The organism is Bacillus sp. N3378-2at, assembly GCF_033412715.1.
In the GTDB taxonomy this organism is placed as follows: domain Bacteria; phylum Bacillota; class Bacilli; order Bacillales; family Bacillaceae; genus Bacillus; species Bacillus subtilis.
This window is the reverse complement of record NZ_CP117986.1, coordinates 3,989,142-4,011,740: the sequence shown is the minus strand read 5'-3', so window position 1 is coordinate 4,011,740 and position 22,599 is coordinate 3,989,142. Positions and strand designations below refer to the sequence as shown.

The following is a 22,599-nucleotide window of genomic DNA, read 5'->3' as shown; positions in this document are numbered from 1 at the left end:
TTCCCCTTTATTTTTCCAACATAAATCACATCATTTACTAAATATTTAGTAAATATAATGAAATATTCCGAAAACAATTATTGTAACCGCTTACTTTTATATGATAATATCAATTTATCAAAAACAGATGAGTTAATATTTACTAAATAGATGAGAGGGATACCCATGGTTCGTATTAAAGATATCGCCTTGAAAGCTAAAGTTTCCAGCGCAACTGTGTCCAGAATTTTAAATGAAGATGAGTCGCTTTCTGTTGCGGGCGAAACGAGACAAAGAGTCATCAACATCGCTGAAGAGCTTGGTTATCAAACCGTTGCCAAACGCCGAAAATCCCGCGGGCAAAAACAGCGGGCTCAGCCGCTGATCGGTGTGCTGAGCTGTCTGTCCCCTGATCAGGAAAGGCAGGACCCTTATTTTTCTTCCATTCGGAAAGGGATTGAAAAGGAATGCTTTGAACAGGAAATTTTCATTACAAATTCGATTCATCTCGGCTCCTTTCAGGAACATATCTTTCGGGAATTGGATGGTGTCATTGTCATCGGCCGTGTTCATGATGAAGCGGTTAAGCATATAAGCGGAAGGCTTGAGCATGCCGTATTTATCAATCATTCACCAGATCCGAAAGCATACGATTCGATTGGAATCGATTTTAAATCGGCTTCACGCCAAGCGATTGATCACCTTTTTGACTTAGGCTACAAACGGTTAGGCTACATTGGCGGACAAGAAAAGGAGCATACGCTGAAGGACGGCCAAAGCATTCGCAGAACGATTGAAGACAAACGCCTGACCGCTTTTTTGGAGTCAGCCGCCCCCCAGCCTGAGCATGTGCTGATCGGAGAATACAGCATGCGTGAGGGCTATCGCCTGATGAAGAAAGCAATTGATCAAGGCCATCTGCCGGAAGCATTCTTTATTGCCAGCGATTCTATGGCGATCGGCGCATTAAAAGCGCTGCAGGAAGCCGGACTGCAAGTGCCGCGGGATACTGCAATCGTCAGCTTTAACGGCATTGAGGAAGCTGAATTTGCCAGCACGCCTTTAACGACGGTGAAGGTATACACAGAGGAAATGGGCCGGACAGGCGTAAAACTGCTGCTTGACCGTCTCAATGGCCGTACGCTTCCCCACCAAGTCACCCTGCCAACAAGATTAATCGTAAGACAAAGCTGCGGATGTACAGCAAAGGAGGTGACATAAGCAAAGATTCTTCACGATGATAAGGAGGAAAAGATGAAACACACTTTTGTTTTATTTCTCTCTCTTATTCTGCTTGTTCTGCCCGGGTGTTCAGCAGAGAAAAGCTCAGCAGATACCGCAAAAAAGACGTTAACCATTTATTCTACAATGTCAACCGACAGTGAAAGAGATACGTTCAGAAAACTGGCGGCAGCATTCGAAAAGGAACACAGTGACATTCATGTCAGCCTTCATTTCCCAGGCAATGACTATGAAAATATGATGCGTGTCAGAATGGCGGCCAATGATTTGCCTGATCTATTCGATACACATGGCTGGGGGAAAATCAGGTACGGAGAATATACAGCGGATCTCCGGGATATGGAATGGACTCAAGATCTTGATCCCAATTTAAACAGCATCCTCAAAAATAAAAGCGGAAAGGTGTATGCCTATCCGATCAATCAGGCAAAAGACGGTCTGGCGTATAACCGCAATATTTTGGACCGTTACGGCATTGCTCCGCCGGAAACCATGGATGACTTTATCAAAGCACTGAGAACGATTAAAGAAAAGAGCAAGGGAAGCATTGTTCCCTTCTGGTTTGCCGGCTATGACAAAAGCTCATTCGCTCAATATTACGACCAATTCGCTACACCTCTTCTCATCACAGACCCTGCCCATAATGAAAAAAAACAGCTCATCAACGGCACTTTTCAATGGAATAAATTTACTTGCTTATCAAAAATCCTCAAACAAATGCAGAAAGAAAAATTGATCAATATCGACGCCGTCACGGCAAAAAAATCACAGCTCATCGAATTAATGGCCCAAAACAAAATCGCCTTTACAATGCAAGGCGGCACCCTCGGCCAAGACGTTGCCCAGATCAACTCTAACGTCGAGGTCGGCATTATCCCGACACCTGCCATCCATCCCGGTGATGACCCGATATGGATCGGCGGTGAACGCTACACGCTTGCAGCATGGAAAGATTCGTCTCAATTAAAAGAGGCAAAAGAATTTATCGCATTTATGGCCCGCCCGGCCAATGCCAAACAAATGGCTGAAGCCACATCGCTTCCTTCAGGGCTGACCAATGTGAAAGCTGATATTTTCTACGCAAACGATTATGAGCATTATCAAGATGTCAAAGTCGAGCCTTACTTCGACCGGTTATACTTGCCAAACGGAATGTGGGATGTCCTGGGCACGGTTGGGCAGGAGCTCGCGGCTGACATTTTGGCGCCTCAAGACATTTCGCAGAAGCTGGGAAGAGAATATAAACGACTCCGGGAGCAATCGGAAACACAGGGAGCTGAAAACAATGAGTGAGATCGCAAGGGACGTTCATGTGAAACAGGTTAAGCCAAAAAAGCAGTCCTCACTTTGGTGGATGTACATTCCTGCTTTGCTCTCCGTTCTGGTCTTTATGATTTATCCGTTTGTGAAAGGCACATTGATTACCTTTACAAACTGGAACGGCTTTTCACAAGTCTACCAATGGGTTGGATTCGCGCAATATGAAAGGCTGTTTTCTGATCCTGACACTTGGCATATCTTAAAAAACACGCTGCTTTACGGGCTTGGCAGCACTTTTTTTCAAAATGTGGTCGGGCTTCTATACGCTCTGCTCTTAAATCAAAGCATTAAAACGAAAGCGGTAACAAGAACAATTGTGTATTTGCCGGTGATGATCAGCCCGCTCATTATGGGCTACATTTGGTACTTTTTCTTCTCCTATGACGGAGGCGCGCTCAATGATTTGCTCGGGGTCTTCGGCATCAGCCCTATTAATGCGCTCGCCAGTCCCTCGATCGCTATGGTTGTCTACTTAGCCGGTCTGCAAAGCATTCCGAAAGACTACTATGAAGCGGCGCAAATGGATGGCGCGAAACAAGGCCAGCAGTTTTTTACCATCACGCTGCCGCTGTTAATGCCCTCCATTACCATTAATATGGTCATCAACATTATCGGAGGCTTAAAGCTGTTTGACGTCATCATTGCACTCACCGCTGGCGGCCCCGGAAATGCGTCACAATCCATGTCCACGTTTATGTATGATTTGTATTTCAAACGGCAGGATGCCGGCTATGCCGCAACGCAAGGCATATTTATGGCATTTGTCATTTTGATCATCAGCTTTTGCGCGCTTGCGTACTTTAAAAGAAAGGAGACGGAAATGTCATGAGAGCCGCCCGTACAAAAAGCATGCGGATCATTACGCTTCTTGCAGCCATTGTGGCCTGTGCGCATTTTATTCCTTTTTATATCCTGCTGACCACTTCATTGAAAGCAAAAGGAGACTACAGTTCGAAATGGATATTTCCAGCCGACATCTCCTTTCATAATTTTTCAGAGGCGTGGGAGCGCGCTTCGCTAGGAAACTCTTTTATAAACACCATGATCATCACAGGTTTTTCTGCCTTGTTATTAATTATATTCGGCTCACTTGCCGCCTACCCGCTTGCCCGGCGGGAAACGAAACTGAATAAAGCCGTTTTTGCCTTGCTGATTTCCATTATGATCATCCCTCCGTTAACGTCCATGGTTCCTTTGTACCGAATGGTCGTGGACGCCGGAATGGTCAATACACACGCAATCGCCATTTTCATCAATACAGCGGCTTACATGCCTTTAACCGTATTCTTATATTCAGGCTTTATCCGATCGACCATTCCAAAAGAGCTTGAAGAAGCTGCAAGAATTGACGGCGCAGGCATGCTGAAAATCTTTTTTACGATTGTGTTTCCTCTGCTGAAGCCGATCACTGCGACCATCTGTATTATTTCTTGTGTCTTTATTTGGAACGACTATCAATTTGCCATTTTCTTTTTACAAGATCAAAAGGTTCAGACATTAACAGTAGCCATGGCAGGTTTTTTCGGAGAAAACGCAAACAACCTTCATTTAGTTGCCGCAGCGGCACTTATGGCAATGCTGCCGATGGTTGTTCTGTTTTTGGCGCTGCAAAAATACTTTATTGCCGGCCTGTCTTCCGGAGCGGTAAAGGGTTAACATTAAAGGAGGAAGCAATATGAAAAAGATTACATTTATCGGTGCAGGGAGCACGATTTTCGCCAAAAATGTTTTGGGAGACTGCCTGTTAACAGAAGCACTGAATGGATTTGAGTTCGCTCTTTACGACATTGATCCCAAACGCCTGCAGGAATCCCAGCTCATGCTCGAAAATCTAAGAGACCGTTATAACCCAAGTGTGGCCATCAACAGCTATGATGACAGAAAACTCGCCTTGCAAAACGCAGGCTATGTCATCAATGCGATTCAGGTTGGAGGATACAAACCGAGCACAGTCATCGATTTCGAGATTCCTAAACGGTATGGGCTGCGCCAGACGATCGCCGATACAGTCGGCATCGGCGGGATATTCAGATCTCTCAGAACAATCCCGGTCTTATTTGATATCGCAAAAGATATGGAGGAAATGTGCCCTGACGCATGGTTCTTAAACTATACAAATCCAATGGCCACTCTTACAGGCGCCATGCTCCGCTATACCAATATCAAAACAATCGGGCTCTGCCACAGTGTTCAAGTGTGCACGAAGGATTTATTTAAAGCTCTCGGAATGGAGCATGACGGAATTGAGGAACGCATCGCGGGAATCAATCATATGGCTTGGCTTTTGGAAGTCAAAAAAGACGGCACAGATTTATATCCAGAAATCAAAAGGAGAGCGAAAGAAAAACAAAAAACAAAGCATCATGATATGGTGCGGTTTGAATTAATGGATAAGTTCGGCTATTATGTCACGGAATCGTCCGAACATAACGCAGAGTATCACCCATACTTTATTAAACGAAATTACCCTGAACTGATCAGCGAGCTGCAAATCCCGCTCGACGAATATCCGAGAAGGTGCGTCAAGCAGATTGAAAATTGGGAGAAAATGCGGGATGATATCGTCAACAATAAAAACCTTACGCACGAACGCTCAAAAGAATATGGTTCAAGAATTATAGAAGCAATGGAAACAAACGAACCATTCACCTTCGGAGGAAACGTCTTGAATACAGGGCTGATCGCCAACCTTCCTTCAAAAGCGGTTGTGGAAGTGACATGCGTCGCCGACAGAAAAAAAATTACACCGTGCTTCGCCGGAGAACTGCCTGAGCAGCTTGCCGCCTTAAACCGGACGAATATTAATACACAGCTGATGACAATCGAAGCGGCTGTCACACGGAAAAAAGAAGCGGTTTACCAAGCTGCAATGCTTGATCCGCATACAAGCGCGGAGCTTTCCATGAAGGACATCATCTCCATGTGTGACGATTTATTTGCAGCACACGGCGATTGGCTTCCGGAATACAAATAAAAACTAGGGGACCGCTCTCCCCTAGTTTTTTGGTTTTGTTTCGCCTTCCCATGCCATCATGCCGCCTTCAACATTGACTGTTTTAAAGCCTTGCTCATCCAGGTACTTGCAGACGTTCATGCTGCGCATTCCTGAGCGGCAGATAAATACGTACTCTTTGTCTTTATCAAGGGTTTCCATTTTTTCAGGAATATCCCCCATGCGAATATGAACGGCTTGCGGGATCATGCCTTCCGCTACCTCTTCATCTTCTCTGACATCAATTAAATATAATTCTTCGTCCGCCTCAATTTTTTCTTTCAAAGCGGCTGTGCTGATTTCTTTTATTTCCAAAGAAAACACTCCTATTCACAGTGATCATGTTCAGTATATCAAAGTCAGCTGAACGATTGCTATTCTGAGACTGATGAAAAAAATCCCCTTTTGGCAAAGGGGATTTTTTCTAGGCTTAGTTTGCCACAATATTGACAAGCGTGCCAGGCACCGCGATGATTTTCCGAATCGTTTTGCCTTCAAGCTGCTCTTTGACCTTTTCATCTGCTTGAGCAAGCTGTTCCAGCTGTTCTTTCGTTGCATCGGCAGGAACCTGTAATTTCGCTTTTACTTTTCCGTTCAGCTGAACAACGATTTCAACTTCATCATCCACAAGTTTTGTTTCATCATATACAGGCCAAGCTTCGTAGGCAATTGTGCCGGAATGGCCAAGCTTCTCCCAAAGCTCTTCCGCTAAGTGTGGCGCGACAGGAGAAAGAAGCTTCACGAAGCCTTCCATATATTCTTTCGGCAGTTCTGTTGCTTTATAAGCTTCATTAATAAAGACCATCAGCTGGGAAATACCTGTGTTGAAACGAAGGCCTTCATAATGGTCTGTGACTTTCATAACCGTTTCATGATAGACGCGCTCCAATGTTTCACCAGCGCCTTCAACGATTTTTCCATTAAGCTCACCGCTGTCTTCAATAAATAGGCGCCATACACGGTCAAGGAAACGGCGCGCACCGTCTAATCCTGATTCAGACCAGGCGATTGAAGCATCAAGAGGTCCCATGAACATTTCGTACAATCTCAGCGTATCAGCACCGTGAGAGGCCACGATTTCGTCAGGGTTGACAACGTTCCCTTTAGATTTACTCATTTTTTCGTTATTTTCACCGAGAATCATTCCTTGGTTGTACAGCTTTTGGAACGGTTCTTTCGTCGGCACTACGCCGATATCATAAAGGAACTTATGCCAGAAGCGGGCATACAGAAGGTGAAGCACGGCATGCTCTGCACCGCCGATATACATATCGACCGGAAGCCATTTTTCCAATTTTTCTGGTGATGCCAGCTGATCCGGATTGTGCGGATCAATATAGCGCAAGAAATACCAGCAGCTTCCCGCCCATTGCGGCATTGTATTCGTTTCTCTTCTTCCTTTTTTCCCTGTCTCAGGGTCTGTGACTTCCACCCACTCTTTAATGTTCGCAAGCGGTGATTCGCCCGTTCCGCTCGGTTTGATTTCATCCGTTTTCGGCAAAATCAGCGGCAGCTCCTCTTCAGGGACAGCTGTTGACGTTCCGTCTTCCCAATGAATGACCGGAATCGGCTCGCCCCAATAACGCTGGCGGCTGAAGAGCCAGTCACGAAGACGGTACGTCACTTTCTTCTCACCGTTTTTCGTTTCTTCCAGCCAAGCGATCACTTTCTCAATCGCTTCCTGTTTGTGAAGGCCGTTCAGGAAATCAGAGTTCACGTGCTCGCCGTCGCCAGTATAGGCTGCTTCCTCAACGTTCCCGCCTTTTACGACTTCCTTCACCGGAAGGCCGAATGTTTTGGCGAATTCAAAATCACGCTCATCGTGTCCAGGAACTGCCATGACAGCACCTGTTCCGTATGATGCAAGAACATAATCCGCAATCCAAATCGGCAGTTTTTCTCCGTTTACAGGATTGATCGCATACGCTCCTGTAAATACGCCTGTCTTTGTTTTCGCAAGATCTGTGCGTTCTAGGTCACTCTTTGATTGAATTTCTTTGATATAAGCTTCAACAGCTTCTTTTTGCTCTGCCGTTGTGATGTTTTCCACCAATGCGTGTTCCGGGGCAAGGACAGTGTATGTAGCGCCAAACAGCGTATCTGGTCTTGTTGTAAACACCGTAAAGGAATCATCATGTCCATCTATAGCAAAATGAACGTGAGCGCCTTCCGAACGGCCGATCCAGTTGCGCTGCATATCTTTAATGCTTTCCGGCCAATCAAGCTCTTCCAAGTCCTCAAGGAGCCTGTCCGCATAAGCGGTGATTTTCAGCATCCACTGCTTCATTGGGCGTCTCTCTACCGGATGGCCGCCGCGTTCGCTCTTGCCGTCAATGACTTCTTCGTTGGCAAGAACAGTACCGAGCGCAGGGCACCAGTTTACAGGCACTTCGTCAACGTAAGCAAGGCCTTTTTCGTATAGCTTTAAGAAAATCCATTGCGTCCATTTATAGTATTCAGGGTCAGTCGTATTGATTTCGCGATCCCAGTCATATGAGAAGCCAAGCGCTTGAATTTGGCGGCGGAAGTTATCAATATTCTGCTTCGTAAACACAGCGGGGTCGTTCCCTGTGTCAAGCGCGTATTGTTCAGCTGGCAGGCCGAATGCGTCCCAGCCCATTGGATGAAGGACATCATAGCCCTGCATGCGCTTCATGCGGGACAGAATATCCGTAGCTGTGTATCCTTCAGGATGGCCGACGTGCAACCCAGCTCCAGACGGGTAAGGAAACATGTCCAGCGCGTAGAATTTTTGTTTTTCATTATTATCAAGAGTGGCAAATGTTTTGTTTTCAAGCCAATATGTTTGCCATTTCTTTTCTATCTCTTTGTGCTGAAAACTCAAAGTAAAAACCTCCTTCTGATTGAATACGGCGTGTATGGTTCAAGTATTGACGGGAAGGAGAGGATTATTCAGAATATTCCCAAACTAAAAAAAACTCCCTCATCCCTAAAAGGGACGAGAGACTTTCGTTTTCCCGCGGTACCACCCTCGTTAGCGCGGCATACGCCGCACTCACTTGATACTTTTAACGCAGTTATGCGTCAGCGGCTTTTCACCGCTGCAACTCTGAGGTGAGTTCGGAAACAAACTTGATTGACTTTCACCAGCCGTCAACTCTCTGCAACAATATCTGTTTCTTACTGCTCCTCTTCATTGTTCTTATCGCAACCGTAATCTAACTGTATTTTATAGAATTCTGTTCATAAGTGCAAGCAGGTTTGTATACAATGGGAATGTACCCTGAACGGGCGGAGATTGAGGACAATTATTCGGGTGGAGTTTTGGTTTGACGTTTGGACTCGGCCGGTTCGCCGCCGCTGTTCAGTTCTCTCACAAAGTCAAAACTTCTGAGAACAGCTTCACCGCCGTAGCCTGAGATAATGGATAAGATGACAAGTTGAATTCCTGAATCGGGGTCAGCGGATAATACAAGTAAAATGGAAGCCGTCATGCCGATAAACCAATCTTCCAAAAATCCAAGGTAGATAAACCGCTTCGTCATTCTGGGCTTCTCCAGCCTGCCTCTCTTTTTCACATGACCGAGAATCCCCATGATTCCTCCAATTACACAAGCAATGAGTACCTGATGCAGCATCTTCATCATCACCTTCCTAAAGCCCTTATTTCGTAAAGCGACTTCAGGCCATCCAGCCCCCTTAAACGATTCCGATGATTTTCGATATCTACATACCGGCAAATCTGTAAAAAGCTTGTTTCTTCCATTATATGTGAACACATGATCGGTAAGCTTGATGCATTGGATTCATTTTTCACCCAGTGACATTGACCTAGTCACCTATTTAGCATGTAAAAAACCTTTCCGTTCATATGTTCAAATTCTGTTCTTATTTTTAGTGTATACGAGGACAAGCCCTAATGACAAACAACAAACTGCACTTGCTTGAATCAGAACATGTGTTGTGCTACGGTTACTGTAGAATTCATTTTAAAAAAGGGGAATATCAGGCTTTCGCATAGCAAGCTGACGGCCTAAGGGGGATTTATATGGCTAGTTTTCAATCATTTGGGATACCAGGACAGCTGGAAGTCATCAAAAAAGCGCTTGATCACGTGCGAGTCGGTGTGGTAATTACAGATCCCGCACTTGAAGATAATCCTATTGTCTACGTAAATCAAGGCTTTGTTCAAATGACCGGCTACGAAACCGAGGAAATTTTAGGAAAGAACTGCCGCTTCTTACAGGGGAAACACACAGATCCTGCAGAAGTGGACAACATCAGAACCGCTTTACAAAATAAAGAACCGGTCACCGTTCAGATTCAAAACTACAAAAAAGACGGAACGATGTTCTGGAATGAATTAAATATTGATCCAATGGAAATAGAGGATAAAACGTATTTTGTCGGAATTCAGAAAGATATCACCAAGCAAAAAGAGTATGAAAAGCTTCTCGAGGATTCCCTCACGGAAATTACTGCACTTTCAACTCCTATTGTCCCGATTCGCAATGGCATTTCGGCTCTTCCGCTAGTCGGAAACCTGACAGAGGAGCGATTTAATTCCATTGTTTGCACATTGACGAATATCTTATCAACATCCAAAGATGATTATTTGATCATTGATTTATCCGGATTGGCCCAAGTGAACGAACAAACGGCCGACCAAATTTTCAAGCTGAGCCATTTGCTGAAATTGACCGGAACTGAGTTAATCATTACCGGCATTAAGCCTGAATTGGCCATGAAAATGAATAAATTGGATGCCAATTTTTCATCGCTGAAAACATTTTTAAATGTAAAGGATGCCGTTAACGTGCTTCCGATTATGTAAAAAGATCCCGCTCATCAGGCGGGATCTTTCAGATTGTTGACAAAATCCTAAAATGGTTTTCATTTTAGGATTTTGTCATCTTTTCAGCGTGATTGAAAACCCTTGAAGTCTAGGAAGGACGAGCATAGGAGCGGAGCGAATGTTCTAATTCGTGAGCACCGAAGCGCAGGCCTGACAACGAATGCGAGGGTTTGTCGACACGCTGAAAGATCCCGCTCACCCAGCGGGATCTTTTATTATGAAGAGATTGATGCCTGCTTATTTGTTTCTTTAACTGATTTTAGCCGTTTGTCATATAGAAGCGTTGTGGCAATACTGATCAGCAGCAATACCAACAGAGATAAAACAAGGGCCTTAATGCCGTAATGATCGACAAGCACTCCTCCGAACAGGGGACCAATCATTCTTCCGCCTGTCGCCGCACTGTTGACAAAGCCTTGATAAAAGCCTTCTTTCCCTTTAGGGGCAAGCTGATTGGCAATTGTCGGCACAGCAGGCCAAACAAGCATTTCTCCGATCGTCAGGATCACCATCGCTGCGAGAAACATCGGAAATTGCTTTGCAGTCAGCAGCATGCTGAAAGACACAATAAAAATGATAAAGCCGATGACCATTTGCGCTTTTAGCGACTCGGCCCATTTTTTCACCACAAAACTGACGAGCGGCTGGCCGAGCACAATGAGAATTCCGTTAACCGTCCACAGCACGCTGTATAAGGAAAGAGATATTCCAATGCTTTGTGTGTACGAAGCAATTGTGGTTGACCACTGAGAATAAGCCAGCCATCCGAGTACATAGCCTCCGCTTAAAATGATCAGTGCGGCAAATTTTGCTTTGCTGTTCACAGCATCGTAATCAAGCACGGATGGTTGGGACGCATCTCCCGTCTGAATATTTCGAAATCCGAAATATACAATAAAGAAAAAGACCAGATACAGCGCGGCATTCGCCAAAAATACATATGAAAACGAGAAAGACGCCACGACACCGCCAAGCGCTGAACCGACAGCCACACCCGCGTTTTGCGCGACATATATCGCATTAAATGCCTTCCTTCCCCCTTCAGGCCATACCGATCCCGCCATTGCGTAGCTGGCCGGAAAAACAACACCGGAGCCAAAGCCCACAATCGTCAGCAGCACAATATAGGCTGGCCAATCATGAAAAAAGACAAGGCCCATCAGGCTTGCTAACGTAATGGCTATCCCAAGCATAATCGATTTAAAACCGCCGATTTTATCAAACAAAAAACCTCCGCATAAATTACCAGCCACACTGGCGCCGGAATTCAGCATCAGGACAAGTCCGGCTATTGTTAACGACTTTCCTAAATGATTATGGATATAAATCGTATTCAGCGGCCATAAAAAAGAAGCACCCGTCACATTGATAAACATTCCAATGACTAAAATTTTAAGAGCACGCGGCATACTCATCCCCCTTTCTTACTTAAAAAAGCTCATGAAAAAAACGAAACCTAAAACGGCTCCGTACGAATCCAGTTATCATAGCACATTCATTCTATCTGTCTCTCTCACATTTTTCAACTGATGAACGTGAAAAAATCTAACAAATATTGTTTGAAAAATGTAAAATAAATAGAAAAAGGGGTCATATTATGGAAATGGTATTAGCATTCTTAGGTTTTCTGGCATGTCTCATTGCACTGGGCTATGGATTATATCACCTTGTCAGATATGTACTGAAAAAGGAAAAACGTTTCTCAAAGAGACTTTTTTGGCCGCTTTTCATTGGAGGCCTTGTGCTGCTCTTTACCGGGGCAGCATTGGCAGAACCTGACACTGCCGCAGCAAATGCCGAGAAAAAATATTCAGCGCTAAACGCCGAATATAAAAACCTCACAAAAGAGCACGAAGAACTTGAGAAAGAATATAAATCTGTCAGCTCTGAAGCAAAGAAATTAAAAGACAACAAAGAAGATCAAGACAAGCTTGAGAAGCTTAAAAACGAAAATAGCGATCTAAAAAAGACTCAGAAATCATTAAAAGCTGAGATTAAAGAGCTTCAAGAAAATCAAAAGCAGCTCAAAGAAGATGCAAAAACGGCAAAGGCTGAAAATGAAACACTCCGACAAGATAAAACAAAGCTTGAAAATCAATTAAAAGAGACGGAAAGCCAAACCGCCAGTTCTCATGAAGACACTGGAAGTTCTTCAAACAATACGAGTAAAAGTGATGAAACCAAAACAGCTGACAAAGCAGAAGGCTGTAATATCAAAGGAAGCAAAAACGGCATCTACCACACGCCAGGCAGTACATACTACGACCGGACAACCGATCCGGCTGAAATGTTTTGCTCAGTTGAAGAAGCTGAAGCCGCCGGTTATCGGGCGCCAAAACGATAAATAAAAAGCTCCAGAATGTCTGGAGCTTTTTCTGTTTCACAACGACGATTTAATGACCTTCTTATAATAAAGAACTGACAGAAAACCAAAAATGGAGTAGAGCGCAGTATATAACACCATCACCATAATCATGGGCGCCCATACCTCTGATCCGAATAAGAACCAGCCGGATTGGACGGCAAAGTAACTGTGGAAGAGGCCGACAACGAGCGGAATGCCGAAGTTGTACATTTGTTTGATGCGTATCCCCTTTATCAGGTCGCCCTGCGTAAAACCGAGTTTTCTTAAAATCGTATAGCTCGGTTTTTCATCTTCACTTTCACCCATTTGTTTAAAATAAAGGATACAACCTGATGTAATCAGGAACGTTAACCCTAAGAAGCCGACGATGAACATCACCATACCAAACAGTGATTTTTGCGCAGCGCTTGTATCCAGTCTTGATAAATGCTCGTTTTTCTTGTTCACCTGTTGAAAAAGCTCATTTGCTTTTTCCATTTGATCGTCATGTTTCACATTGACGCCGATAAATGTAGATTGCGCCAGCTGAATGCGGGGGTCCTTATCCTTGTCCAGCTGTTTAAACAGGCTGTCATCCACAATGACAGCGGGCATGCCCCCGCTTGTAAACGTGTAGGATACAAGAAACTCTTCTCTTAATCCTTTATATTTTAATGGCTGCGTCTCATGTTTGCTTTTTATTTTAATAACACCAGAGTCCTTGAAAACCATTATTTTTTGCAGCAAGTCGGTGTATCCTGAGAAAACGGCTTCTCCAGCCGCCACATCGACTCCTTTTACATCTTTGTCGCTAACAACAGCAAGCTGCATATTGCTGGGATCGCCCTGCATCTCTTTCGGAGTTCCATCCATAATATTTGCAATGTCAACATTTGCTTGCAGGACAGGTGTTGCCTTTTTTACAAACGAGATGTTGCTTTCCCTCAATCTGTTTTCAAATAACTTGGCATCTTTCTCATTCATGAATGAAAAATCAGCCGCTACATTTTGTTCAGCGGTCTTTTCTGACGAGTAATACGAGATATATGCAAGAGATAACAGCCCGATCGCAAGTGCTGAAACGGTTGTAATAATCGTCAGCAGCAGCGCATTCGATTTCATTCTGAACATGATTGATGACAGTGACAGGACCTCAGAAATATTTAAGTAGCCGCCCTTGCTTTTTCGAATGATATTCGAGATAAACGTAACTGATCCTTTATAAAACAAAAACGTCCCGATAATGACGCTCCCCAGAATGAAGCTCATCGCAACAAACAGTTCATTAATGGTCTTAAATTTTCCGCCAAACAGCTCAGAAGACACATAGTATCCTGTCAAAATCAACACGATGCCTAAAGCGCCGATCAGCATTTGGAAAAATGATATTTTCTTCACTTTGTCTTCAGTGGAGGACGTTACTTTAAACAAAGATAAAATACTCTGTTTTTTGATAAACGTATAATTCATGATCATGATCAAAAGGTAAATGCCGCAGAACACAATGACCGTTTGGACCAAAGCCTGCTCAGAAAAATGCAGTTTCGCATCCGCTTTGACATCGACAATTTTGAACAGAATCATCAAGACAAGCTTCGATATCGAAAACCCGGCCGCTACCCCGATCGCTAATGAACCGAAATACAGCATGACATTTTCTGCACTTAAGATGCTAAAAATTTTATGCTTCGTCATTCCAATCAATTGAAACAGCCCGATTTCTTTACTCCGTCTCTTAATAAAAATCGTATTGGCATATAAAATGAAGATCGCCACAACAGCCACAAGCAAAATCGAAGCGGTTTTAATAGCCGCGGCTCCCTTGATTGAAGCCTTCACTTCGTTAATTGCTGGATCATACTGCAGCGTGACAAAGGCGAAATAAAGCGCCACGCTAAAGATGAGCGCAAACACATACAAATAGTAATTCCGGAGATTCTTTTTCAAATTTCGCAGGATGAGCTGATTAATGTTCATGCTGCACCCCGCCTAACACGCCTTGCGTTTTCATAATATCCTGGAAAAACGTTTGCCTGTCCTGGCCCCCTTTATTCAGCTGTGTATACATTTGCCCGTCCTTAATAAAAATGACTCTGCCGCAGTAGCTGGCAGCGACGGGATCATGGGTAACCATAATAATCGTCGCGTTGCGTTTTTGATTGAGCTGGCTCAGCTTATTTAATAGATCGGAGGCCGATTTCGAATCGAGCGCGCCGGTCGGTTCATCAGCGAAAATAATGCTCGGGTCATGAATAAACGCTCTTCCAGCGGATGTTCTCTGCTTCTGGCCGCCGGAAATTTCATTCGGGTACTTATCCCGCAATTCATATATTCCCAGTTCCTTTGCAACTTCCTCAAACTTGCGATTGGCTTCCTTTTTTGATAGTTTCGTGATCGATAAAGGCAGAAGGATATTCTCTTTCACTGTCAATGTGTCTAACAAATTGTAATCCTGAAAGATAAAGCCTAAATGCTGTTTTCTAAATTCAGCCAGCTGCTTTTCCTTCATAGCCGTCATGTCATTTCCATTAATATGAATGGTTCCGTGACTGACCTGATCGATTGAGGACAGAACGTTGAGCAAAGTGGTTTTTCCCGACCCGGAAGCCCCCATAATACTGACGAATTCGCCCTTTTCAATGTGAATATCGATGCCCTTCAGCACTTCCTGTTTATTCAGCTTGTTTCCATAACTTTTTCGAATTTTATTCGCTTCTAAAATCACCATTTACGCAGTCTCCTTTATATTGGATAATCTCATTATAAAAAGGAATGCCGGGCTTTTCCTTCGATACGGCGAACAAAAAAGAAAAGCATGTGACATTTTCGTCACACGCTTATGACATGTTCAAATTGATTCCGTATTGGAAAGGTTAATGTAAAAACTGTTCCCGCACCAAACTCCGACTCAACATCAATATGGATCAATAACGGCGCCGCTGCTTTTTTTGCCAAGTACAGCCCCATGCCAGTTGACGCTTGATCATGGTGATCCGTTGTGGATGTAAACCCTTTATCAAAAATACGCGGTACATCTTTTGGATCAATGCCCCTGCCACAGTCCTTCACTTGGAGCTGCGTCTGTTCCCCTTTTTGAAAGCTTTTGATCTCGATTTCAGAGGCTTCGCTGTATTTCACCGCGTTTGTCAGCAGCTGCCTGATGATAAACGCCAGCCATTTTGCATCGCTCAGCACTTCTTTGGCCTCGAGCTTTATGTCAAAACCGATCCCTTTTTGGATACACCACGATTGTAAATCTTTGATTTCTTTAAAGATCAAAGGCTGAAGCTGAATGAATTCTACAGACAGATCGTTTTCAATAAATGATATCCGTTTTTGATGAAGCTGCTGATCAAGAAGCAGGTGAATTCGCAGCCATTCATATGACAGCTGGGATTTCAGTGCTTTTTCTTCCATTCTATCAATGATTAAATGCATCGCTGTTAATGGAGTTTTGACCTCATGGATCCATGCCATCAGCTCATCTTTTTCATTTTCCAATGCTAAGCGATGCCGTGCTGCGGTCTGCTTCAAGTGTTCTGTTTGCCCGGCAATGCTTCTTTCAACCATTGCTTCAAACGGCGTTTCCGGTTCATTTATGGCTGTCACATCGAGATTGTTCTCCCATGTTTTCAAGCTTTTATAAAACGCTGTTTCTTTCCGATAGCGGAACCAAAGGAATATGATAAAAAACAAAATGCACAAATACACCATATAAAGTACATTCCCAAATGATATGGAAGGATCGACAAAAACAATGAACAGCATCAAAGCCTGCTGAAACAAAAAAGCGGCAATCCAGCTCCGCCTTTCGATAAGGAATGCTTTAATCATAGAACTTGTCCTCTTCCTTCGCGATGTAGCCCTGGCCCACCTTTGTCTCGATATATGCGCCAAGCTGCAGGGCGTCCAGTTTTTTTCGCAGGCGATTGACATTGACGGTCAGCGTATTATCACTAACAAAACGCTCATCGTTCCACAAGCTTCTGATCAGCTCTTCCCGGCTGACGATCTTGTTTTTTTGCTCTATTAATTGTTTTAGAATGAACATTTCATTTTTGGTCAGTTCAACAGATCCTTTGTCATTGCTGACGAGGTTCTGCTCCGCGTCTACAGCAGCGCCGCACCACGTTTTAATCGTATTCGGCTCCGTATTATAATGGTGCACACGCCGGAACATCGCTTGGATTTTCGCGATCAGCACATCAAAATGAAATGGCTTTTGGATAAAGTCATCTGCCCCGAGCTGCATGGACATCACCATATCAGCAGGATGATCCCGGGAGGATAAAAAGAGAATCGGAACATTTGACCGGGAGCGGATCTGCCGGCACCAATGAAAGCCGTCAAATTTAGGCAGCTGTACATCAATAATGACACAATCAGGATTAACCGCCGCAAATTCCTGCAGCACCTGACTGAAATCCTGAATGCCGTATACATCATAGGACCATCCCGTTAAACGATCCTTGATTTCATGAAACAGCGATTCATCATCTTCAATCAGCAAAAGTTTAAACAATCAATTCACCGCACTTTTTCCTTTTTTATCAAGTGTATAGCAAAACGCTATCATGTGCTATAGAAAAAGCCGGCTGTCTCAGCCGGCTCGTTCGCATTATAGTTCTCTTCTCAACGCTGTCAGCACGTTGGTTTTTGTTGCTTTTCTAGCCGGGTTCATTCCGGAAATGACTGCGACCCCTCCGCAAATCACAACGGCAATGATCACAAGACTCGCCGGGATGTAGGAGAATGTGTAATTCAAGTCGCCCGCATCGCTTCCGCTTGTAGCCGCAAGAATCATCGGAACGGCCAGGTTGACAAGGTAGCTCACGCCGTAAGAAATGATAATCCCAATCACACAGCCTAAAATTCCGATATACGCGCTTTCCATCAAGAACATTCGGCGAATGATTGACGGGCTCGCCCCAATCGCTTTCATAATGCCGATCTCTTGCGTTCTCTCTGTCACCGCCATCGTCATCGTGTTAAAAATGCCGATCGCTGAAATGATAACTGCGATACATCCGACAAAGATCAGTCCGATTTTGAAGACCATGAAGAAGGTATTGGCTCCCTCAAGTTCAGTAGTCACTGATGTGACATAGTACCCGTCATCTGTTAGATCATTTGTCAGCTGTTCCACATTCTCAAACTTATCAGCAAAAACACCAATGTTCGTTTCAACATTTCCGCCTTTGAAATCTAAGAATTCCGAAAAATCTTTTTTGAATTGATCACTGATAAAAATGTTTGAGTCCTCCATCCAGTCTTGAGATGGTTTTTTTGTAATACCGACAATTTTAAAGTCATATGTTTTTGTTTTTGTAACATCCCCTGTTTTAGGATCTGTCTTCGATACACTCAGTTCAATCGTCTTGTTCAGAATGTCTTTCGTATAGCCTTTTGGTTCTTTTATATCCTCTGGATTGCCTTTTGCTTCTTCGATTTTTTTGTTATATTCTTCCGATTCTTTTTTCGTCAATAATCTCTTTGCGAAGTCGTATCCTACTACGATTTCATTTTCCGACTTTGCGACTCTTCCCTTTTCCAATTCCATATTGGCCTTTAATTCATCATTCATATTAGTAAAAATGAGATTTGAGCTTTCATTTGTACGATTGCCTAAAGTAGCTTTGTTTGGTTCATACATTTGCGTTCTTTCTACAACTGACCTTACGTGATCATACTTCTCTAAATCAGCTTTTTTAATAGGCTTGTCTCCTTCCTTGCCCATTACACTGACTTTCGTTACAATCTGCTGGCTCATTGTCATATCTGTAATTGTCTTTTGAATCCCAAATCCAACGGACGACAGCACAACCAAAAACGCATACGCCATTGTTGTCGCAAGAATCGTCATAAAGACGCGAAGTCTGTTTTTCTTCATATTTCTTCTGATAAAATGAACCTGATCCTTAAACCTCAACGGTAATTCCTCCTTTTAGCACACCATCATGAAGCTGAAATTTTGAATGTCCGATAGAAGCGACTTCATCATCGTGAGTAATGATCACAAATGTAATGCCACGCTCACGATTCAGCTGCTGGATCAATTCCAGCACTTCATGTTCCGTTTCTGAATCAAGGCTTCCCGTCGGCTCATCCGCTAAGATAATCGAAGGATTTAAAATCAATGCTCGAGCAATACTGACACGCTGCTGCTGGCCGCCTGACAGTTCATTCGGATAATGAGCGGCGTGGTTTTCCAGACCGACGCGTTTCAGCATGTCCTGCACCTTTTGCTTCCGCTCAGAGGGCTTGATCCCTTTTAACGCCAGCGGCATTTCAACATTCTCATACGTCGTTAAACCCGGGATGAGCTGAAAACTTTGGAAAATAAAACCAAAATGGTCAAGCCGAAATTGCGCCCATTCCTTTTCATTAAACCCCGTAACATCAGTGCCATTAATGACAATCCGCCCTTTTGTCGGCGATATGTAGCCGGAAATCAAATTCAAAAGCGTTGATTTCCCTGAGCCGCTTCGCCCGACAATACAGGCGATCTCACCTTTCGCCACACGTAATGAAACATCCTTCAATACTGGAACTTCATTCTCACGGCCCTTTTTTCCGATCGTGAAAGAATGGTCGATATGCTGAACATCAATCATATGTTCTCTCTCCCTTACAAAAGTTTCATTTTTTTATAAATCGCAAAATAACTAATCAAGAAACCGATTACCGCGCCGGCAGCCATGCCAATGAGATAGCCTGTAAAGCTCTCGCTGGCAGAAAATCCAAAATAGCCAAACCCCATGATTCCTATGATAATAACGATGATCTGCACCGGGCGGTTAAGCGGCTTCCATAAGAAGAAATATCCGTTTCTTTCATTAGACAGTTTGACAAAGCTAATATAGCCGATGATGTAGAAGATGATAGTCATGATAGCCGGAATCACTAAATAATATGGTGAATTCTCAGCCCATTTTGAGTCTACATAAATTATAGGAATGAAATACTGCACCCATTTGGGTACTGGACCATGGATAAAATCGATTGATCCGCCAATAAGGATCTCGAGGTTGATCGCAGGCAGGCTGATGAGCAAAAATGGCGAAATGGCCACGGTAAATGAGACCAAAAGCTGGGCAAAAATATTGCCTGTCAGAGCTCCACCCGCCATAACAAGCGAATAAGCCAGCATGCTGACAATGATCATCCCAAGGCTGTAATTGTGAAAATAAACGGCCTGATCTGGCTTCAAAAGCATGATCAGCAAAACAGACAAAACGTAACCTATGAGCTGCGGCACCACAATCACCATTCCGCCGGTAAAGAACTTCGCATGAAATATCTGCCCTCGTGTATATGGTAGGCTTAATGTAAAATCAAAGAAGCTCTTGCTACGTTCAATCCCAAGCTGGCTGACCGCCAAAACGACTCCCCAAATCCAAAAAAATGAGATAAATGTGCCGTTTAAATAATCAACACCGAATACGCAGGGACCAACCCAATTTTCTTTTGAGGTGACACAGCCTTGATAGGTAAGATACATATTGAAAATCGATAAAGGATTACCTAGTATAAAAACCAAAATGGTGATAACTAAGGCGACTTTATTTTGTTTCCACTCCTTATAAAGCAGACCGGAATCCGGCATTTTACTTCCCTCCGAACTTTAAACCGTTATCTTAATGTCTTACTTTTTTAAAGATGGAAAAATAACTGATCAAAAATCCTACAATTCCTCCGATAATCATTCCGATAATGTAACCCGCTATGGATTCACCCGCAGAATGCCCCACTATACCAAAACCCAGGATTCCTAACACGATGACAAGGATTTGGATAGGCCGATCTAATGTTTTCCATAAGAAAAAGTATCCATTACGCTCATTATGATGTTTTATAAAACTGATATATCCAATGAAATAAAAGAGAATACTCATCACTGCAGGGATAAGTAATAAATATTTACTTTCCGCCACCCAACTTGAATCCACATAAGCAATTGGAGAAAAGTCCATCAAATTATTTTCAAAATCGAAGTAATATTCAATGTTAGGGAAGAGTTTCCAAATTTGAACCCCTGAGATAATCTCTATATTAGAAAATGGCAAAACGATAATCAAATACGGCAATACCGAAGTTGCAAAAGCTGTCAACAACTGAGCAAAAGCGTTTCCAGCTAACGTCCCTGCGGCCATTACTAATGAGTAAAACATAATGCTAGTGATCATAACACCAATGCTTCCATGTTCAAAAAAGTTTACTTGTTCAGGTTTTAAGAAAAGAATCAGCAGCCATGCCAAAAAAAATCCGACCAATTGCGAAAACACAATAACAACCGCGCCTAACCAAAATTTCGTTTGGAAAATTTGGTTTCTTTTATATGGAAGACCTAACAAAAAGTCCATCGTACCTCTCGAACGTTCAAGCCCGATCAAACATACTGCCAATATAATCCCTATCACCCAATTAATTTGAATCAAGCTGTCTATGTGGTAATCTACAAAAAATGTACAAAATTTCGGATCTGAATGTGCTAGGCATGCCTCGTTTAAAGAATATGAGTGATAAATCGTTAAAGGATTTGCCAACACTAAAAACACGATACTTAACAAAATCACCACTTGATTCTGCTTCCACTCTCGATAGAGGAGACCTCGGTCTACCATCTCCGCTTCCCTCCAAACTTCGCAATGAACACTTCTTCCAGGTTGACAGGAAGCTCATTCCATACTTTTGGCTTCAGCTCTCTCAAAAAGCTCTTTTTCTCCTCATCGCTTTTCGGAATCAGCACTGTGTAAAACACGCCGGCCTGATCGAGCATCGGAATGTTTTGCTCTCTGATGGCCAAATTGACATCTGTATCGAAGGCCATTTGTATTTTGATGTATTCTTCTTTTAATTCATCAAGATCCATGACGTTGGTCAGCCTGTTATCTTCAAGAAAGCCAATTCGGTTGCACATCCGCTCTATGTCTTCAAGCCGGTGAGACGTAATCAGGATACTCGTATCACGCTCTGCCACTTCATCGACCATCAGCTGCAGCACATCATGTCTAGTTACCGCATCAATACCATCCGTCGGCTCATCAAGGAGGATCAGCGCCGGTCTCGCCGCAAACGACAGAACGAGCGACAGCTGTTTTTTCAAGCCTGTCGACAGCTCACGGTATTTTTTCGTTTCTGGAATTTCGTATCTGTTCATCAGTTCATTCGCGTACGTGACATCAAATTTCGGATATATTCTTCTCAGGATATCAACAAGCTGCTTGTATGTATACTTGTCGTAAAAAGGATTTTGAACAGGCATGTAGATGATATTTTGTTTGACCTTCGGGTGCTTTTTGATTTCTACGCCGTCAAATAAAATCGTTCCGCTGTCAGCAAAAATGATTTGCTGGATTAAGCGAAGCATCGTCGTTTTGCCCGATCCGTTGCGTCCAAGCAATCCAAAGATTTCTCCTTTTTCGATTGTTAATGAAACATCTTTTAATACTTGATTGCCGTCAATCGCTTTTGACAGCTGCCGCAGTTCAATCATTTTTTTTGCCTCCCTTCACATCAGCGCTGATTTCCTTTATCCATTCGTGCAGTTTTTCCAGCTCAACCCCTGCATAGTGTGCATCGATGATGAGCTGTTTGAGTTGCTCTTTAATCATCGTCATCTTCCCTTCAACCAGTGTCGTTTTTGCATTCTCCGATATATAGGTCCCTCTGCCCCGCAGCGTTTCAATAATCCCCTCTCGCTCAAGCTCTTTATACGCTTTGCTGACAGTGTTCGGATTCGCAATAATGATCGTCGCCAATTCTCTGACAGAAGGAAGCTTATCACCAGGCTTCATGATCCCTTTCAAACAAAGCTCTTTCATTTGCTGAATAATTTGTTCGTAAATGGGTGTTGAGCTTCTTGGATCGATTTGAATCATTTACTTCCCTACTTTCTATACGATC

At 43.5% G+C, this 22,599-nt stretch carries 21 protein-coding genes and 1 other annotated feature; of the genes, 7 read left to right on the top strand and 14 right to left on the bottom strand.

The window, feature by feature from the left end; genetic code table 11:
- The first annotated feature begins 165 nt into the window (after positions 1-165).
- From PUN35_RS21495 to melA, 5 genes are read left to right on the top strand one after another with little or no spacing between them, the layout of a single operon-like run.
- Positions 166-1,200, top strand: coding sequence for a LacI family DNA-binding transcriptional regulator (locus tag PUN35_RS21495; protein ID WP_014480609.1), 1,035 nt, complete (start codon positions 166-168; stop codon positions 1,198-1,200).
- A 33-nt stretch (positions 1,201-1,233) separates the two neighbouring features.
- On the top strand, positions 1,234-2,514 hold the full coding sequence (locus tag PUN35_RS21490; RefSeq protein ID WP_014480610.1) for an ABC transporter substrate-binding protein: 1,281 nt from the start codon (positions 1,234-1,236) through the stop codon (positions 2,512-2,514).
- Positions 2,507-3,370, top strand: a complete 864-nt coding sequence (locus PUN35_RS21485; RefSeq protein WP_014480611.1) for a carbohydrate ABC transporter permease — start codon at positions 2,507-2,509, stop codon at positions 3,368-3,370. The genes PUN35_RS21490 and PUN35_RS21485 overlap by 8 nt, the downstream gene beginning before the upstream one ends.
- Positions 3,367-4,197 carry a carbohydrate ABC transporter permease gene (locus PUN35_RS21480; protein ID WP_014480612.1) on the top strand — a complete coding sequence of 277 codons (831 nt, stop codon included), beginning with the start codon at positions 3,367-3,369 and terminating at the stop codon, positions 4,195-4,197. The genes PUN35_RS21485 and PUN35_RS21480 overlap by 4 nt, the downstream gene beginning before the upstream one ends.
- 19 nt (positions 4,198-4,216) lie before the next feature.
- A complete protein-coding gene (melA, locus tag PUN35_RS21475; protein WP_014480613.1) occupies positions 4,217-5,515 on the top strand; it encodes an alpha-galactosidase MelA in 1,299 nt (432 codons plus the stop codon).
- Positions 5,516-5,536: 21 nt separating this feature from the next.
- Here melA and PUN35_RS21470 read toward each other — a convergent pair whose 3' ends face one another.
- The 3 genes from PUN35_RS21470 to PUN35_RS21460 form a co-directional block, all read right to left on the bottom strand.
- Positions 5,537-5,848, bottom strand: a complete 312-nt coding sequence (locus PUN35_RS21470; protein ID WP_004398993.1) for a rhodanese-like domain-containing protein — start codon at positions 5,846-5,848, stop codon at positions 5,537-5,539.
- A gap of 115 nt (positions 5,849-5,963) precedes the next feature.
- On the bottom strand, positions 5,964-8,378 hold the full coding sequence (gene leuS / locus PUN35_RS21465; RefSeq protein ID WP_014480614.1) for a leucine--tRNA ligase: 2,415 nt from the start codon (positions 8,376-8,378) through the stop codon (positions 5,964-5,966).
- Positions 8,379-8,485: 107 nt separating this feature from the next.
- Positions 8,486-8,700 (bottom strand) — a binding site (T-box leader).
- Positions 8,701-8,802: 102 nt separating this feature from the next.
- A complete protein-coding gene (locus PUN35_RS21460) occupies positions 8,803-9,138 on the bottom strand; it encodes a DUF4257 domain-containing protein (protein ID WP_003246114.1) in 336 nt (111 codons plus the stop codon).
- Positions 9,139-9,542: 404 nt separating this feature from the next.
- Between PUN35_RS21460 and PUN35_RS21455 the strand changes: the two genes are divergently transcribed.
- Positions 9,543-10,328 carry a YtvA family blue-light photoreceptor gene (locus tag PUN35_RS21455; RefSeq protein WP_014480616.1) on the top strand — a complete coding sequence of 262 codons (786 nt, stop codon included), beginning with the start codon at positions 9,543-9,545 and terminating at the stop codon, positions 10,326-10,328.
- Positions 10,329-10,564: 236 nt separating this feature from the next.
- On the opposite strand, the gene PUN35_RS21450 is transcribed toward PUN35_RS21455, so the two are convergent.
- Positions 10,565-11,758: an MDR family MFS transporter gene (locus PUN35_RS21450; protein ID WP_014480617.1), complete on the bottom strand. Its 1,194-nt coding sequence runs from the start codon at positions 11,756-11,758 to the stop codon at positions 10,565-10,567.
- A 188-nt stretch (positions 11,759-11,946) separates the two neighbouring features.
- On the opposite strand from PUN35_RS21450, the gene PUN35_RS21445 reads away from it, so the two are divergent.
- On the top strand, positions 11,947-12,693 hold the full coding sequence (locus PUN35_RS21445) for an LMBR1 domain-containing protein (RefSeq protein WP_014480618.1): 747 nt from the start codon (positions 11,947-11,949) through the stop codon (positions 12,691-12,693).
- Between the two features lie 36 nt (positions 12,694-12,729).
- Here PUN35_RS21445 and bceB read toward each other — a convergent pair whose 3' ends face one another.
- The 10 genes from bceB to ytrA form a co-directional block, all read right to left on the bottom strand.
- The gene (bceB, locus tag PUN35_RS21440; protein ID WP_014480619.1) at positions 12,730-14,670 is read right to left on the bottom strand and encodes a bacitracin ABC transporter permease BceB; all 1,941 of its coding nucleotides are present in this window, start codon (positions 14,668-14,670) and stop codon (positions 12,730-12,732) included.
- Positions 14,660-15,421 carry a bacitracin ABC transporter ATP-binding protein BceA gene (gene bceA / locus PUN35_RS21435; RefSeq protein ID WP_003229137.1) on the bottom strand — a complete coding sequence of 254 codons (762 nt, stop codon included), beginning with the start codon at positions 15,419-15,421 and terminating at the stop codon, positions 14,660-14,662. The genes bceB and bceA overlap by 11 nt, the downstream gene beginning before the upstream one ends.
- Before the next feature lie 101 nt (positions 15,422-15,522).
- The gene (gene bceS / locus PUN35_RS21430; RefSeq protein ID WP_014480620.1) at positions 15,523-16,527 is read right to left on the bottom strand and encodes a two-component sensor histidine kinase BceS; all 1,005 of its coding nucleotides are present in this window, start codon (positions 16,525-16,527) and stop codon (positions 15,523-15,525) included.
- Positions 16,520-17,215 carry a two-component response regulator BceR gene (bceR, locus tag PUN35_RS21425; RefSeq protein ID WP_014480621.1) on the bottom strand — a complete coding sequence of 232 codons (696 nt, stop codon included), beginning with the start codon at positions 17,213-17,215 and terminating at the stop codon, positions 16,520-16,522. Before bceR ends, bceS begins: the two co-directional genes overlap by 8 nt.
- Before the next feature lie 96 nt (positions 17,216-17,311).
- Complete coding sequence (ytrF, locus tag PUN35_RS21420; RefSeq protein WP_014480622.1) at positions 17,312-18,622, bottom strand: ABC transporter permease YtrF; 1,311 nt, start codon at positions 18,620-18,622, stop codon at positions 17,312-17,314.
- Positions 18,612-19,307, bottom strand: a complete 696-nt coding sequence (ytrE, locus tag PUN35_RS21415) for an ABC transporter ATP-binding protein YtrE (protein WP_014477726.1) — start codon at positions 19,305-19,307, stop codon at positions 18,612-18,614. Before ytrE ends, ytrF begins: the two co-directional genes overlap by 11 nt.
- Before the next feature lie 14 nt (positions 19,308-19,321).
- Complete coding sequence (gene ytrD, locus PUN35_RS21410) at positions 19,322-20,299, bottom strand: ABC transporter permease YtrD (RefSeq protein WP_014480623.1); 978 nt, start codon at positions 20,297-20,299, stop codon at positions 19,322-19,324.
- 31 nt (positions 20,300-20,330) lie between these two features.
- Positions 20,331-21,317, bottom strand: coding sequence for an ABC transporter permease subunit (locus PUN35_RS21405; protein ID WP_014480624.1), 987 nt, complete (start codon positions 21,315-21,317; stop codon positions 20,331-20,333).
- A complete protein-coding gene (ytrB, locus tag PUN35_RS21400; protein ID WP_003229123.1) occupies positions 21,311-22,189 on the bottom strand; it encodes an ABC transporter ATP-binding protein YtrB in 879 nt (292 codons plus the stop codon). Before ytrB ends, PUN35_RS21405 begins: the two co-directional genes overlap by 7 nt.
- The gene (gene ytrA / locus PUN35_RS21395) at positions 22,182-22,574 is read right to left on the bottom strand and encodes a GntR family transcriptional regulator YtrA (RefSeq protein WP_003229121.1); all 393 of its coding nucleotides are present in this window, start codon (positions 22,572-22,574) and stop codon (positions 22,182-22,184) included. The genes ytrB and ytrA overlap by 8 nt, the downstream gene beginning before the upstream one ends.
- Positions 22,575-22,599 lie beyond the last annotated feature (25 nt).